This is a genomic window from Vibrio tapetis subsp. tapetis, from assembly GCF_900233005.1.
GTDB lineage: Bacteria > Pseudomonadota > Gammaproteobacteria > Enterobacterales > Vibrionaceae > Vibrio > Vibrio tapetis.
Genome location: NZ_LT960611.1, coordinates 906,392 through 921,745, shown reverse-complemented (window position 1 = coordinate 921,745; position 15,354 = coordinate 906,392). Strand labels below are relative to the sequence as shown.

The window sequence follows — 15,354 nt, the reverse complement described above, 5'->3', positions numbered from 1 at the left end:
GATTTCGTTGTCATCGCTACCTCTCGATCAGCACAATTTAACACTTTTTTACAGGTACACCAAATGATTAGAGATGGTTATTCCGCTTGAGGGCCAACCAAATTGTACTTACGTAACATTCCTCTCAATTGATGGTAGCTTAGGCCAAGCATTTTTGCTGCTTGACGCTGATTATGCTTTGCTTCTTCCAGCGTAAATGTGAGTAATGCTGTTCTTGCCAGCTCTTATAATCGAGAGGGAGTGAATAGTGACCCGATGGAGGGGGAGTGGCATCGGAACAGTGCCCTTCGTTTTGCAAAGCGACCTCGGCTTCTTCTGTCCAATCGGCAACAAACGGATCAAATACCATATGCTCAATGGGATCACTGTTATTCCCTTGTTGGTAAATAGCGCGCTCAATGGCATTTTTCAATTCTCGCACATTCCCAGGCCAAGGGTATTCCAACATTTGTTCTTGTACTTCTAATGAAAACCCTGCGAATAAAGGGAGCTGTAACTCGCGGCACATCTTCATTGCGTAGTGATCAGCCAGCAGCAAGATATCTTGTTTTCGTACTCTTAGTGGTGGCAGTTGGATAACATCAAATGCTAGATGATCGAGTAAATCGGCGCGAAATTCGCCTTGATCCGCCATTTTAGGTAAGTTGGCGTTGGTTGCACATACCAGCCTGACGTTAGCCGACAAGGTTTTATTGCCGCCAACCCGTTCGTATTCACCATATTCAATGACTCTTAATAACTTCTCTTGGACAGAGGGCGGAGTGGTAGCAAGTTCATCCAAAAATAGTGTGCCGTTTTCTGCTCGTTCGAATCGGCCTTGGTGCTTGCCTTTCGAACCGGTAAATGAACCAGACTCATGGCCGAATAATTCAGAGTCAATTAAACCTTCGCTTAAGGTAGAGCAGTTCATAGAGACCAGCGGTTGATCCCAACGTTTTGATAAATAGTGTAACCTTTGTGCGATCAGCTCTTTACCTGTACCTCGTTCACCGATAATTAGAACGGGACGCTCGATGGGAGCTAGGCGAGATACTTTATCAAGTACGGCGAGAAAGGCAGGGGACTCCCCAATCAAATTTTGTTGTTTCACACTAAGCTCCCTGTGTTACATGAATCATGTCTAAATTGATATGGCGAAATTTACCAAAAGTTGGCCTAGCTAATCATAACACAATCAACATTGATTTTCGTTTTAACTTAACTTGTTGTAAATTAAAAGATTAAAAGTTGGCACGCATTGTGAATAGTAGATAGTAACCAACGCAAAGCAAACGTCTTATGCGGATCATGTAAACCATCATCATTAGGAGAACAGTCATGGGTATTTTCTCTCGTTTCGCCGACATCGTAAATTCAAACATCAGTGCTTTGTTAGATAAAGCAGAAGATCCAGAAAAAATGATTCGTTTGATCATTCAAGAAATGGAAGACACACTGGTCGAAGTTAGAACGAACTCGGCTCGCGCTATTGCAGATAAAAAAGAGCTATCTCGCCGCGTTGATGCCATTGAAGCGCAAATCATGGAATGGCAACAAAAGGCGACACTTGCCCTTACCAAGCAAAGAGAAGATCTAGCGCGTTCGGCGCTGATTGAAAAACAAAAGCTGCAAGATTCCGTTAAAGGCCTGCGCACTGAGCAAACATTGGTAGAAGAAACCATTGAGAAACTCACCGGAGAATTAGGTAAGCTAGAAACTAAGATTCAGGAAACTCGTGCTAAGCAACAAGCGATGGTTATTCGCCGCCAAACTGCGGGTAATCGCCGGGATGTGCAAAAGCATTTACATGCTGGTCGCACCGCGGAAGCCATGTCAAAGTTCGAACAGTACGAGCGAAAAATCGATGAGTTAGAGGCAGAAGCTGACAGCTACACAGCAACAGGACGTTCGCTTGATCAAGAATTTGCAGACTTACAAGCTCAAGATGATATTGAACAAGAGCTTGCTAAAATGAAGCAAGAAATGAACAAGCAAGACAAATAATTTAGATTACAAGGAGCCTTCATATGTCTGCCGCGTTTTTAACAGCACCACTGGTTGTATTTTTGATTTTCGTTGCGCCACTTTGGCTGGCTTTGCATTATCGAAGCAAACGTAAAAGTGGCCAAGGACTATCAGAAGAAGATTTTGAGAAGCTCCAAGGGTTAACTCGCAAAGCAGAAAATATGCAGCAACGAGTGCAAACTTTGGAGAGAATTCTTGATGAAGAATCACCAAATTGGAGGCAAAAGCTATGAGTGGGAAATCGCTCTATCGTGACCCAGTAAACGGTAAGCTAGCCGGGGTTTGTGCCGGCGTTGCTAACTATTTTGGTGTAGAAACTTGGCTTGTTCGAATTATTGCTGTGACGGCCGGATTGTTAGGGGCAGGCTTCTTTGTTGTAGTGGCTTATGTTGCACTGGCATTGATGTTGGAAAAGCAGCCATATCAAGCACAGCCAGAGGCCCAACATTACGATCATAAACTGAAAAGCAAGCCTTGGCAGTCAGGTGGTTCGCCTAGCCAAGTTGTTGAAAATTTGGAGAAAGAATTCGTCGAATTAGAAGCGAGCATTCAAAAAATGGAAGCTTACGTTACCTCTGAAACGTTCAAGGTAAACCGAGAATTCAGTCGACTCTAACGGTGGACTAACAGGATTTCTAAAAAAGAGTTGGCACCCGCCAACTCTTTCTATTTTGAGCTCACCTTTAGATAATCATCAGTTCTTCCTTCAAGTCCATGAAAATTAATGCCTTTTATTCAGCCAATTAGTGGCGTGCTTATTTGAACTCTACTATGTTGAGTAATAGTGATCATGCATGGACGATGTGAATATGAGATTTAAAGGCTGTTTATTACCTTTACTAGCCCTTGTGCTTTTGGGTTGTGAAAAAGAACTTCCCCCCGTACCAGAACCAAAATCACGGCCTGCTAAGGTGTTTACCGTTTCATTGAATGATACCAATACGGTACGTGAATTCCCCGCAATTGCCGAAGCCGGAGACAAAGCTGCGCTTGCTTTTAGAGTACAAGGCCAGTTGATGTCTTTACCCGTTGTTGCTGGAAAATATGTGCAAAAAGGCGACGTGCTGGCTCAACTGAATCCCGATGAATACGTGCAGTTAATGAAGCAAGCCAAAGCTCAGTTTTTACTCGCGGATGTTCAATACAAGCGCTACAAGCAATTGCGTAAAGACAAAGTGGTGTCAGAGCAAGATTTTGATAAAGCCGTCGCTAACCACAAGTCAGCACAATCTAACCTCGACCAAGCGCAAGCCAACGTGGATTACACCACTCTAAAAGCGCCTTACGACGGCAACATATCTCTCATCAATATTGAAAACCATGAATTCGTCGCGGCGCAACAAGGTGTAATGAATATTCAGACGAGCAGTGTATTGAAGGTGGTGTTTTTATTGCCCGAATATTTGCTACGTCGGTTTGGTGAAAACGAGGTCGTTCGGGCTGAAATGCTGTTTGATACCTTTCCGAATCAAAAATTTCCGATCGAATTTCAAGAAATAGACACTGAAGCTGATGCCAAAACCAATAGTTATAAAGTGACCATGGTGATGGAAAGGCCTCAAGACGTCGGTTTGTTACCCGGAATGTCGGGTAGTGTCGAACTTGAAATTCTACAGGCTAATGCCTCACGTTTACCCGCTGGAGCAGTCGAAGGAGAGGGCAGTCAAACGTGGGTATGGCGGCTTAATGGCGACAACGTTGTTGAAAAAACAGCGGTAAAACTGGATGAAGCGAATCACGTTCTTGATGGGCTAAGCGATGGGGATCGAATTGTTGTCGCGGGTGGTTACCCCTTAGAGGACGGAATGGTTATTCGAGAGTGGGTTAAGGAGAGAGGGCTATGAGGATGAATAAGTACGTGTTGATCAGTTCTTCATTGGCCTTCTTACTGTCGGCGTGTGGCCAAGTGGTGATTGAACCCCGAGAGTATACCCCAAATGTTAAAGCGTTAACGGTAGGAGAAGATGGCAACGAAAGCGGTTTGTACTATCCCGCTATTGCTAGAGCCGCCGACCGATCCATGCTTAGTTTCAGAGTTCCCGGAGAAGTCAGTAAGTTGGTTGTTAAAGAAGGAACTCGCGTTAGTAAAGGGGATGTCATTGCAGAGTTAGACACCACTGATTATCGATTGAAAGTAGAGAACTCGCAGGCCAAATATAATGTTGCTGACAGCCAATATAAGCGATCCGCTAAATTGGTTAAGCAAGGCTATTTGGCGCAATCTCAATTTGACGAGTTGGCGGCGCAACGTGCAATGGCCAAAGCGGAATTGGACTTGGTGAAACTACGCTTGTCTTATACCCAGTTGAAGTCGCCTATTGATGGCATTATTTCTCGGGTTGCGGTTGATCAATTTGAAAACGTACAAGTCGGGCAACCGGTGGTCAATGTTCACCGGATTGATGTGGTCGAAGTCGTGGTTCAAGTGCCAGACCGTATATTTGTTAGTCAGCCGAAGGACATGGATTTTTCTAAGGTCGCCGTTAACGTTCGGGTGAGTAAGGGGCTGGAATATAGTGCTCATATTAAAGAATTCACAACAGAACCAGACCCAGAAACAGCCACCTATAACTTAACGTTAGTGATGCCGATGCCTGAAGAGAGCCCCATTCTAGATGGTTCAGCGGTTGAAGTGGCAGCAAAAAACAATAAAGCGGCGATCAGTTTCAATAGAGGCATCACGGTGCCACTTGAGGCCATATTTAATCAAGATGGTGACACTTTAGATCGGAGCAACAAATATGTTTGGGTGCTCAATGAAGATCAAACGGTGACGAAAACTCAAATAAAAACAGGGAAAGTGTCTATTGACCAAGTTCAAGTATTAGAAGGACTAACAGCGGGTCAACAAGTCATAATTGCAGGCGTAGCAAGGTTGCGTGATGGGATGAGCGTAGAGTTAATAGAGCAGGAGGCTTCACTATGAGTGATCAACAGTCGCAGCTAAGCAAAACACAAGCACAGGAAGAAACAGGAATTGCCGCCTATTTTATTAAGAATCGCGTCATTAGTTGGATGTTAGCGCTGATTTTTATGATTGGCGGTACGTCTGCCTTCTTTGGGTTAGGGCGTTTAGAAGATCCTGCATTCACCATCAAAGACGCCATGGTCGTAACAACCTACCCGGGAGCTACTCCTCTTCAAGTGGAAGAAGAAGTCAGTTACCCGCTTGAAAAAGCCATTGGTCAACTCACTTACGTTGACGAAATAAAGTCGGTTTCCACGCGGGGCTTATCTCAAATCACCGTAACGATGAAAAACAATTATGGGCCCGACGACCTGCCGCAGATATGGGACGAACTTCGCCGAAAGGTTAACGATATTCAACCACAGTTACCTCCCGGTGTGAATGCACCACAAGTTATCGATGACTTTGGTGATGTTTACGGAATATTACTGGCGGTCACTGGCGACAGTTATTCTTATAAAGAACTGCTCGACTATGTGGACTATTTACGACGAGAACTCGAGTTAATCGACGGTATTGGTAAAGTGAATGTGTCGGGTCAGCAGCAAGAGCAAGTGTTCATCGAAATCTCGATGAAGCGGATGAATACATTAGGAATCTCCCCTAATTCAATCTATAACTTGTTGGCAACTCAGAACGTCGTGTCTGATGCGGGAGCAATAAAAATAGGTGAAGAATATATACGGATTCAACCAACGGGTGAATTTGACGATGTCGATAAACTGGGAGACTTAATACTGACTGAAAGCGGCTCTAAAGGACTTATTTACCTTAGAGACGTCGCAGAGGTGAAACGAGGGTACATAGAAGTACCGAGCAATATTGTGAACTTTAATGGTGCGCTCGCCGTTAATATTGGGGTGTCGTTTAGCCAAGGCGTTAACGTTGTAAAAATAGGACAGCAATTCGACCGACGTTTGGCTGAGTTAAAATTCCAGCAACCGGTCGGTATTGAGATTGCCGAAATATACAGCCAGCCAAAGGAAGTGGACAAATCAGTAAAAGGCTTTGTGGTGAGTTTAGGGCAAGCCGTCGCGATTGTTATCGTGGTGCTATTGTTCTTTATGGGGGTTAGGTCGGGTATTCTAATTGGCCTTATCTTGTTAGTTACCGTGCTTGGTACCTTTATTTTCATGCAGTATTTGGCCATCGACCTTCAACGAATTTCACTAGGAGCATTGGTTATCGCACTTGGTATGCTGGTTGATAATGCCATTGTGGTGGTCGAAGGAATATTGATAGGGACACAGAAAGGTCGAACGAGGTTGCAAGCCGCCGGAGATATTGTCACGCAGACCAAATGGCCCTTACTCGGTGCAACCGTAATCGCAGTTACTGCTTTTGCTCCTATTGGGCTTTCAGACGATGCAACGGGTGAATACTGTGGAACCTTGTTTACCGTTTTATTGATTTCTCTGATGTTAAGTTGGTTTACCGCGATTTCTTTGACGCCATTTTTTGCTGATTTATTTTTCAAAGAGACCAAAGGTGAGGCACAAGGCGAAGATCAAGACCCCTATAAAGGCATGGTGTTTGTTGTTTATAAAAACTTCTTAGAATTTTGTATGAAACGGGCATGGATGACGGTCATTGTCTTGGTGGTTGCATTAGTCGTCTCTTTATATGGTTTTACTCAACTTAAACAATCTTTCTTTCCCTCTTCTACGACCCCGATGTTCATGGTGGACGTTTGGATGCCGGAAGGGACAGACATTCGAGCAACCAATACTCAGCTTAAAGTACTGGCAGATTGGCTAGAGCAGAAAGAAGAAGTTGCTCATATCACGACCACCGCAGGTAAAGGCCTACAACGCTTTATGTTAACTTACGCTCCCGGTCAGTCCTTTGCGTCTTACGGAGAAATTGTTACTCGCGTGAAGAGTTTTGACCAGCTTGATTCACTCATGAAAGAGTTCCGTGACCACCTTGAAAGTAACTTTCCTCAAATAGATTATAAACTTAAGCGTGTTGAACTGGGGCCTGGTGGCGGAGCCAAGATAGAAGCGAGAGTCATTGGCTCGGATCCGACGGTATTGCGAACCATTGCAGGTCAAGTCGTTGATATTATGCGAGCCGATCCTGGTGCATTTAATATTCGTCATGATTGGCGTGAAAGAACGAAAGTACTGGAGCCAGAATTTAATGAAAGCCAAGCTAGGCGTTATGGCATAACCAAAGCCGATGTTGATCAGATGCTGAGTATGTCTTTTTCTGGTAAATCGATTGGTGTATATCGAGATGGTACAACATTAATGCCAATTGTTGCGCGCTTACCTGATGAAGAACGCGTTGATGTACGCAGCATGGAAGGCATGAAAATTTGGAGTCCTGCTTTAAGCGAATACGTGCCACTACAACAAGTTATGCTTGGTTACGACTTACGTTGGGAAGATCCAATCATTGCACGTAAAGATCGGAAACGTATTCTCACCGTAATGGCAGACCCGGATACATTCGGTGAGGAAACCGCCGCCACGTTGCAACAGCGTTTGATGTCAACCATAGATCAAATTGAGTTACCCCCGGGCTACTTTATTGAATGGGGTGGTGAATATGAGTCATCCAATGATGCGCAAGCATCCCTGTTTAAGACGATGCCACTTGGCTATCTGTTCATGTTCTTAATCACCGTGTTCCTGTTCAATTCAGTAAAAGAGCCACTCATTGTTTGGTTAACCGTGCCATTAGCGGTCATTGGTGTGACAACAGGGTTACTGATGTTTGATACGCCGTTTGGTTTTATGGCGTTACTCGGCTTCTTGAGTTTATCTGGTATGTTACTTAAAAATGGCATTGTGTTACTTGATCAAATTGAAATCGAAATGAAGACCGGTAAGGAACCCTATTTAGCTGTTGTTGATGCTTCACTAAGTCGGGTTCGTCCGGTTTGTATGGCTGCAATAACAACGATACTTGGCTTAGTACCGCTGTTACCTGATATTTTCTTTAAGCCAATGGCGGTAACGATTATGTTTGGGTTGGGTTGGGTTTTGCAACTGTTCTAACGTTAATTGTTGTGCCGGTGTTGTATCGTATCTTCCATCGAATCAAACTGGTTGACTAACAATATGACTGACCAAACTTGTGCATGGGCGGTGACTCACCCTTTGGATCGTGTTTATCATGATACAGAGTGGGGAGTACCCGTGTATGAAGATAAAGATCTATTTGAATTTATCACTCTAGAAGGTGCTCAAGCCGGGTTAAGTTGGCTGACCATTCTCAAAAAGCGTGAAGGATATCGACAGGCGTTCGAAGAATACGATATCGATAAGTTGGCTCTATACGATGATGAGCGCGTTCCATTTATAATTGAGCATTTTGATGTCGTGAAGCACAAAGGAAAAATTGCGTCTGTATTTGGCAACGCGAGAGCGGCTCAGGAACTTCAGAAAGAGTATGGTTCCTTCTCTAAAGCACTGTGGCAATTTGTTGATGGTGAGCCAATTGTGAATCATTGGCAAGACATGAGCGAAGTGCCCGCATCCACCGAGCGTTCAAAAGCAATGAGTGTGTTTTTGAAGAAAAAAGGCTTTAAGTTTGTCGGTGAAACCATTTGTTACGCTTTCATGCAAGCCACAGGCATGGTGAATGATCACCTTGTAGGCTGCCCGGCTCGAAAAATAGAAGAATTTGGCAAGTAGGGAGGCTCTAAGAAGTGAGACAATGAGTGGTTTGAGTGAAATCGGCATAACTGACTAACGACATAAAAAAAGCGAGCCTTGAGCTCGCTTCTTTTTGTTTGCCCAGCGAAGCTGGCAAACCCATTAGGCTGAAAGAAGCCTAAATCACCCTGATTGAGGGGAAGATAATCCGAATCGCAAGGGCGTTGCTGGCCAACGGCAGGGTTTGAAGGAAGCGATAGGAAGTTAACAGTACACAACGAAAGTGAACCTGATTCGGCAATTTAGGTGGGTAAGCGTGCAAAATAGCGTGAAGCCCGATACTCAATCAGACCTAGATTGTGCTTGAGGGTGGCATTGTTAACAGGGAGCCAGTGCAGTAACTGGGGAAGCCTGACATCACATCCGAGCAAACGTCGGAAGCATAAACTCAAGGCGAGAGCCAAGATCTATGTTGGTGCGAGGTGGCAGATGAATCCGTAGTAGTGAGTAAAGCTCGGCCGGTGAAGCCCAGTAATGGTGTGGAGGATAAAACTGAGCTGACCATCAGTAACACGTCTGATGGGACAACATTTTGCCAAAAGCAATCTGGTGTTGCGAAGGGATGAAGTACATTTTAAGTCTGTGATGAGCAGATGTTTTTTTTCAGTGGTATACAAGTTGATTAGCTATCGAGGTATTCCGTCTCGGTCTTTGTGAAAGCAAAGCACTGAAGCGAGAAACCGTACAAGGGAGTAACTCTGACTCACTCTAGTAAATTGCCATTGAGCTAGAAGGCTAGAGAGTGGAGTGAAATACACCAACACTGTGAGAGAGCATTTGTCCCCACACGGCACACAATCTAAAGGAAAAAGTTGAGAGTTTACTACAGTTTATATGGTCACTTGCTCCACAAAGAGCGACTCTATAAAGGATTTAAAAAAGTGTGGAAAGCGAAAGGCGCGGCCGGAATAGATAGGCAGAGCCTAAGCGACTACGCCCAAAATCTGAGTGATAACCTAGATCAACTTCTTCTGGAACTCAAAACCAAGCGATACACCCCTCAACCCGTCAGACGGGTAGAAATACCGAAAGATGATGGTGGGGTGCGATTACTTGGGATCCCAACAGTACGGGATAGAGTTGTCCAACAAGCTCTAAATGATCTATTAACCCCAATCTTCGAAGAGCAGTTTCACCCATCCAGCTTTGGGTATAGACCGAATCGAAGTTGTCACGATGCTATAAACAAAGCGACGATGTTCATCCGTCGATACGGAATGCAACACGTCGTAGATATGGACTTATCGAAGTGCTTCGATAAGCTCGATCATGAGCTTATTCTAAAAAGCATTAAGAAACGAGTCACAGACAGTAGCGTACTGGAGCTCATCAAACAGTTCCTGAAAAGTGGCGTAATGGTTGATGGAGAGTGGCAGCATACCGAGATAGGTAGTCCGCAAGGTGGAGTAATAAGCCCACTGATAGCGAACATCTATCTGGATGCGTTTGATCAAGAGATGCGAAAGCGAGGACATCGAATAGTCCGTTATGCCGACGACATACTGATCTTCTGTCGCAGCCGTAAAGGTGCAGAAAATGCGCAAGTACAGGCAACGAAGGTCCTGGAAAAACAGCTCAAGTTAACGGTGAACGAAACCAAATCACACATAGCGCACAGCGGCGAAGGTGTGAAATTCCTTGGAATAGAAATCGGTAGCCATTATAGCCGTATTCAGCCAAAGAAAATGTCGACGTTCAAAGGAAAGTTGAAGCGAGTGACAAGACGCAATGGCGGTAAGCCATTGTTAGAAGTCATTAAACAACTGAATCCACTTCTGAGAGGGTTCAGCCAGTACTTTCGAATAGCGAATGCCAACAGGGAGTTTAAGAAACTGGCCGCGTGGTTAAGGCGAAGACTTCGCAGCGTCCAATTACGATTATGGAAAAAACCGACCCGACTCCACCGCAGGCTAAGACAGCTAGGTTACGAAGGGTCATTCAGGTATATCTGTATGGATAGTTGGAGAAATGCTGCGAGTCCATTAGCCAGTTACTCGATGCCAAATCAATGGTTTAACGACCTTGGATTAGTGAATCTTGAACACGTTAGGACAGGATATGTGTTCAGCCATTATGCTGAATGGAAATGTGCATGAGCCGTATACGAGGTCCGTACGTACGGTTCTGTGAGAGGGATGAGGCGGAGACGCCTCACCCTACTCGATGTTTACGACTGTCTTTTGTTTACAACTGTCTATGTATTTACAACGACCTATTTGTTGGCGTGTTCTTCTACTAATTCAGTGTATCTGTTGAGCCCAGCTTCTAAATCGGCGATGAGATCGTCGGTGTCTTCAAGTCCAATATGCACTCTTATGAGTGTGCCTTCAAAGTTTGGGTTGGCAACGGTTCTAAGGGCGTTAAAGCTTTTAGGTTCGTTAGCTAAGATTAAGCTCTCGTAACCGCCCCAAGAATACCCCATGCTGAAGTGTTCCATACCATCGAGTAATGCAGTGGTTGCTCGTGGGTAGCTGGTTTTTAATACGAACGAAAATAGGCCATTACACCCACTAAAATCGCGTTGGTAAACGTCATGGCCAGGGCAACTCTCAAGTGCTGGGTGACGAACGTGATCGACTTCAGGACGAGTCGCCAACCAGTTTGCAATTTTTACACTATTTTCTTGGTGTTGTTTCAAGCGAACATCTAGCGTTCTTAAGCCACGTAGACCTAAGTAAGCGTCATCAGGAGAGACACATTGCCCCATCAGATAGCTTTGTTCACGCAGTTGGGGCCAGTGTTTTTCATTGGCAACCGCAGTCCCCAGCATGACATCGGAATGACCAACGATGTACTTAGTTGCGGCTTGAATGGAGATATCGACACCAAATTCAAACGGAGAAAACAAGACACCGGCAGCCCAAGTATTATCGAGCATCACGACAATATCATGTTGGTGAGCAATACGCGCAAGAGTTGGGATGTCTTGCACTTCCATGGTGATAGAGCCAGGAGATTCAGTGAACAGTACCGTGGTGTTCGGCTTGATTAGGTCGGAGATACCGTCGCCAATCATTGGATCGTAGTACGTGGTTTCTACGCCCATTTTCTTCAAAATGGTGTTGCAGTAATCTCGGGTTGGTTCATAACAGGTGTCGACCATCAAAATATGGTCTCCAGTTGATACGAACGACAGAATGGCATTTGCAATCGCTGCTGTACCACAAGGGTATAATGCACAACCAGCACCGCCCTCAACTTGCACCATGGCATCTTGGAAAGCAAAGTGGGTTTGAGTACCGCGACGGCCATAAAATAACGTCGAGCTTTGACGTTCTTGAGCGGCTTTATTTTTTTCGGCAACGGTGTCAAAGACAACGGTAGAAGCTCGCTGTACTGGTGGGTTAACCACACCATGAGTCCATTTCTTATTGCGGCCCGCAGTGACCAGTTTAGTTTGCTTTTTTTCGCTCATCGACTTTCCTTGTTCTAAATATCTTAATGTGGTTAAAAGAGCGGCTTAAGCTGCTATCACTGAGTTAATATAAAACCGTTTGCGAGACAGGAACGCAAGCGATAATTCAATAATTTAAAGCAATGGGCTGAATAAGAAATACGCGCGCTCAAAAAATCGGTGGATCAGACCACGCTCAGACCATGTGGCGGATTCGATCTTATGTGCGCTTTCTATATAGGACTGTTGTAACCAATACAATTCTTGTGTGAACGCCGTATCATCAACCGCAAGAGTCACTTCGAAATTGAGCCAAAGGCTTCGCATATCCAAGTTAACTGTACCTATCAAACAGTATTGTTGGTCAATAACGACTGATTTCGTATGCAGTAAACCACCGCTGAACTCATAGATCTCAATTCCCGCGTTCAATAGCTCTGTGTAGAAAGCTTTAGAGGCCCACTTCACCATAATCGAGTCATTGCGATGAGGGATGATCAGTTCTACTTTAACTCCACGCTGTGCCGTCATTTTTAAGGTATTGAGCAGATCTTCGCTTGGGACGAAATAAGGAGTAGTAATACGGACAGATTCTTTGGCCTGATTAATAGCAAGCGTAAGGACCTGTTGAATCAAGTTCTCTGGCATACCGGGGCCTGAAGGGACAACTTGTACAGGATGTAGACCTGAACTTTTGTCGACAGGGCAGGTTGGATACATTGGCAATATACGTTCACCGGTTTCTACTTCCCAATCCCAAGCATGGATAGCCGATAGCACATTAACGGTTGGCCCTGTTACGCGTACCATGACATCGATCCACTGTCCGACCCCTGCATTTTGTTTGAAATGAGCGGGGTCGACCAAGTTCATTGACCCGGTGTAGCCAATCTCGTCATCAATAACGATTATTTTTCTGTGTTGTCTCAGGTCAAGACGACGCAGGAATACCCTAAACGGAGACACGGCTAATGCCTGAACAACGTCGACCCCCGCATCACGTAGCATCTGGCTCCAATGGCTTTTGAAAAAGCGATGGCTACCAGCAGAGTCCAGTAGTACTTGCACTGTTACGCCGCGCTTTGCCGCTCGGATCAACGCACTCGCGACTGAATCTGCTAACCCTCCAGGGTGCCAGATATAGAACTCGACCCGAATACTGATACAGGCTTGTTCAATGTCTTCAATGATGGAGTGAAGAATGTCGTCGGGTGATGTCTGTAGTGAGAGCGTGTTACCACTTAATGCCGGGATTCCCGTTCTGTTGGAGCACAAATCGTGAATTTGTGTCATCTGGTCATTCAATAACTCGGGATGATGGGCTTGGCAATCATGCAACTGATTAAACCAAAACTCGTATGGACTGAACATTTGTTTTGCTCGCTCGGCGCGTTTTCTGCCGAGGTTCAGTTCGCCAAATAGGAAATAACAAAATACCCCAGCGACAGGAATGATATAGATGATCATTAACCAGGCTAAAGACACGCTGACTGGGCGGCGTTTCATTACGACACGAATGGTGACACCAGCAACTAACACCCAGTAGAGAATCAGGCCGATTAATGCAACTAATTGGTAGAATTTATCCATTATTTCAGTAAGTAACTTAGTGAATATTCACCTCAATACTACCACCAAAATTAATAAACAAATATCGAGAAAGTATTACCGTTGGTGTCATATTGGCTTTATTTGCTTGGTCGATGGATGAAAGAGTTAAGGGGCATGTTAAAGGTGATTGGTTTGTGTGGCTGAAATGTGATTTGAATGTAGACAAAAAGAGGGGTTTTGATTGAAATTTCAGCGTTTGATTCGAATGAATAGCTTTGTGGCGATTAAATATGCCATCTCCTCTTTTAATTTTAATCTTAAACTGTTCTACTTACCATCCTTGTAAATAAACACAGAATTCCGCCAGTGTAAATTTTTATTTACACTGGTATTGGTCAACACAAAACGGTAAAGATTTATGGCAACTAGTTCTCGAGGTCAGTTCTCTTCTAAACTGGGCTTCATTATGGCAGCGGCAGGTTCTGCGGTTGGTCTAGGAAATATTTGGGGGTTCCCAACTCAAGCAGCAAGCAATGGCGGCGCAGTATTCCTTCTCACCTACCTAGTTATGGTGTTCATTTTAGCTTGCCCAATGCTTATTGCTGAATTGACGATTGGTCGATACGGTCAATCTAACCCAATCCAGTCTCTTAAAGCGATCTGGCCGAATGGGAAGTTAGGAGCGGTGTTATTGGGCGTTACCGCGATGGTGACGGTGTCATTAATTCTAAGCTTTTACGCCATTATCGCGGGCTGGCTGATTGGCGAGTTTGCAGGCAGCGCCTTTGACATGATCGGGCTCAATAGTGCCGCTACGTGGATAACCAGTTTTGGTCTTGAGCGTAACCTGTTGCTGATGGTTCTGTTTATGGCTCTGACCATGTACGTTGTACGAGCCGGTGTTGCCAATGGTATTGAACGCTGGTCTACTCGTTTGATGCCAGCTTTGTTATTGCTATTTGGTTTGATGATCACATACATCCTATTTCAAGAGGGTGCGATTGAAGGCCTAAAAATGTATCTTGTACCTGATTTTTCTCATTTTGATGCGGATCTTCTCGTCAGTGCAATGGGGCAAGCGTTCTTCTCGTTGTCGCTAGGCGTCGGCACCATGATGGTGTACGGTTCTTATCTGCAAAAGGATACCAATATTCCGAAAACGGCCATTCAAGTTGCGCTGGTTGATACCGGTATTGCTTTTGGTGCAGGACTATTAGTATTGCCAGCAATGTTTGTTGCAAAACATAACGGGGTCGAAATTTTTTCTGCCGCCGGAGAGTTGCTAAGTTCAGATACGTTAGTATTCGCTGTGCTTCCAGCCATGTTCGATACCATGGGCGGCCTTGGTATTTTGGCGAGCATGTTATTTTTTGCATTAATGATGATTGCGGCGCTCACTTCTTCTATTTCTATGCTTGAAGTGCCAGTCGCCTGTGCGATTGAAGAGTTAAAGCAGAAACGAAATATCGCTGTGTTATGGATCGGCGCGATAATTACCGTAGTTTCAGGGTTGATCGTTTTCAATTTTGGCGCACTGTTTGGTTTAGTCATCGAAATAACAACGGTTTATGCACAGCCAATTTTAGGCATGTTATATGCGCTACTGGTTGGTTGGGTATGGCATAGAAACCAAGTTTTGGAAGAGCTTAAACAGGGTAACCCTGAAATTGAAAATAGCTGGTTCTGGAAAATTTGGCCAACTTACGTTCGTGTGGTTTGCCCACTGATGATGCTATTGGTTTTCTTTGCGTAACATTTAAGTATTTTGTACA

General features: G+C 44.7%; 12 protein-coding genes and 1 pseudogene. 9 read left to right on the top strand and 4 right to left on the bottom strand.

The annotated features are described in order from the left end of the window. Positions 1-77 precede the first annotated feature (77 nt). Positions 78-191, bottom strand: a complete 114-nt coding sequence (locus VTAP4600_RS26660; protein ID WP_415239685.1) for a helix-turn-helix domain-containing protein — start codon at positions 189-191, stop codon at positions 78-80. Next, entirely contained in the window at positions 140-1,090 is a 951-nt protein-coding gene (pspF, locus tag VTAP4600_RS04120; RefSeq protein WP_415239675.1) for a phage shock protein operon transcriptional activator, read from the bottom strand. The genes VTAP4600_RS26660 and pspF overlap by 52 nt, the downstream gene beginning before the upstream one ends. Positions 1,091-1,317: 227 nt before the next feature. On the opposite strand from pspF, the gene pspA reads away from it, so the two are divergent. From pspA to ltrA, 8 genes and pseudogenes are all read left to right on the top strand, one after another. Further along, on the top strand, positions 1,318-1,983 hold the full coding sequence (gene pspA, locus VTAP4600_RS04115) for a phage shock protein PspA (protein ID WP_102521632.1): 666 nt from the start codon (positions 1,318-1,320) through the stop codon (positions 1,981-1,983). A 23-nt stretch (positions 1,984-2,006) separates the two neighbouring features. Next, positions 2,007-2,237, top strand: a complete 231-nt coding sequence (gene pspB, locus VTAP4600_RS04110; protein ID WP_102521631.1) for an envelope stress response membrane protein PspB — start codon at positions 2,007-2,009, stop codon at positions 2,235-2,237. Next, entirely contained in the window at positions 2,234-2,620 is a 387-nt protein-coding gene (gene pspC, locus VTAP4600_RS04105) for an envelope stress response membrane protein PspC (RefSeq protein ID WP_102521630.1), read from the top strand. The genes pspB and pspC overlap by 4 nt, the downstream gene beginning before the upstream one ends. A 193-nt stretch (positions 2,621-2,813) precedes the next feature. Further along, the gene (locus tag VTAP4600_RS04100) at positions 2,814-3,848 is read left to right on the top strand and encodes an efflux RND transporter periplasmic adaptor subunit (RefSeq protein WP_102523894.1); all 1,035 of its coding nucleotides are present in this window, start codon (positions 2,814-2,816) and stop codon (positions 3,846-3,848) included. Then, positions 3,845-4,930 (top strand): efflux RND transporter periplasmic adaptor subunit, encoded by a 1,086-nt coding sequence (locus VTAP4600_RS04095; RefSeq protein ID WP_415239674.1) that lies wholly within the window; start codon positions 3,845-3,847, stop codon positions 4,928-4,930. The genes VTAP4600_RS04100 and VTAP4600_RS04095 overlap by 4 nt, the downstream gene beginning before the upstream one ends. Continuing rightward, positions 4,927-8,036: pseudogene (locus VTAP4600_RS04090) on the top strand (efflux RND transporter permease subunit). Before VTAP4600_RS04095 ends, VTAP4600_RS04090 begins: the two are co-directional and overlap by 4 nt. Before the next feature lie 4 nt (positions 8,037-8,040). After that, positions 8,041-8,616 (top strand): DNA-3-methyladenine glycosylase I, encoded by a 576-nt coding sequence (locus VTAP4600_RS04085; protein ID WP_102521629.1) that lies wholly within the window; start codon positions 8,041-8,043, stop codon positions 8,614-8,616. An 833-nt stretch (positions 8,617-9,449) separates the two neighbouring features. Then, a complete protein-coding gene (gene ltrA, locus VTAP4600_RS04080; protein ID WP_102521018.1) occupies positions 9,450-10,733 on the top strand; it encodes a group II intron reverse transcriptase/maturase in 1,284 nt (427 codons plus the stop codon). 116 nt (positions 10,734-10,849) lie between these two features. On the opposite strand, the gene VTAP4600_RS04075 is transcribed toward ltrA, so the two are convergent. Continuing rightward, positions 10,850-12,052 (bottom strand): cystathionine beta-lyase, encoded by a 1,203-nt coding sequence (locus VTAP4600_RS04075; RefSeq protein WP_102521628.1) that lies wholly within the window; start codon positions 12,050-12,052, stop codon positions 10,850-10,852. Positions 12,053-12,166: 114 nt separating this feature from the next. Further along, positions 12,167-13,621 (bottom strand): cardiolipin synthase, encoded by a 1,455-nt coding sequence (cls, locus tag VTAP4600_RS04070; protein WP_102521627.1) that lies wholly within the window; start codon positions 13,619-13,621, stop codon positions 12,167-12,169. A 379-nt stretch (positions 13,622-14,000) separates the two neighbouring features. On the opposite strand from cls, the gene VTAP4600_RS04065 reads away from it, so the two are divergent. After that, the gene (locus VTAP4600_RS04065) at positions 14,001-15,335 is read left to right on the top strand and encodes a sodium-dependent transporter (protein ID WP_102521626.1); all 1,335 of its coding nucleotides are present in this window, start codon (positions 14,001-14,003) and stop codon (positions 15,333-15,335) included. Positions 15,336-15,354 lie beyond the last annotated feature (19 nt).

Coding starts and splice junctions, on each gene's coding strand:
- cls (WP_102521627.1), bottom strand. CDS start 13,621: ATGGATAAATTCTACCAATTAGTTGCATTAATCGGCCTGATTCTCTAC.
- pspB (WP_102521631.1), top strand. CDS start 2,007: ATGTCTGCCGCGTTTTTAACAGCACCACTGGTTGTATTTTTGATTTTC.
- VTAP4600_RS04095 (WP_415239674.1), top strand. CDS start 3,845: ATGAGGATGAATAAGTACGTGTTGATCAGTTCTTCATTGGCCTTCTTA.
- pspA (WP_102521632.1), top strand. CDS start 1,318: ATGGGTATTTTCTCTCGTTTCGCCGACATCGTAAATTCAAACATCAGT.
- VTAP4600_RS04085 (WP_102521629.1), top strand. CDS start 8,041: ATGACTGACCAAACTTGTGCATGGGCGGTGACTCACCCTTTGGATCGT.
- VTAP4600_RS04075 (WP_102521628.1), bottom strand. CDS start 12,052: ATGAGCGAAAAAAAGCAAACTAAACTGGTCACTGCGGGCCGCAATAAG.
- VTAP4600_RS04100 (WP_102523894.1), top strand. CDS start 2,814: ATGAGATTTAAAGGCTGTTTATTACCTTTACTAGCCCTTGTGCTTTTG.
- VTAP4600_RS04065 (WP_102521626.1), top strand. CDS start 14,001: ATGGCAACTAGTTCTCGAGGTCAGTTCTCTTCTAAACTGGGCTTCATT.
- pspC (WP_102521630.1), top strand. CDS start 2,234: ATGAGTGGGAAATCGCTCTATCGTGACCCAGTAAACGGTAAGCTAGCC.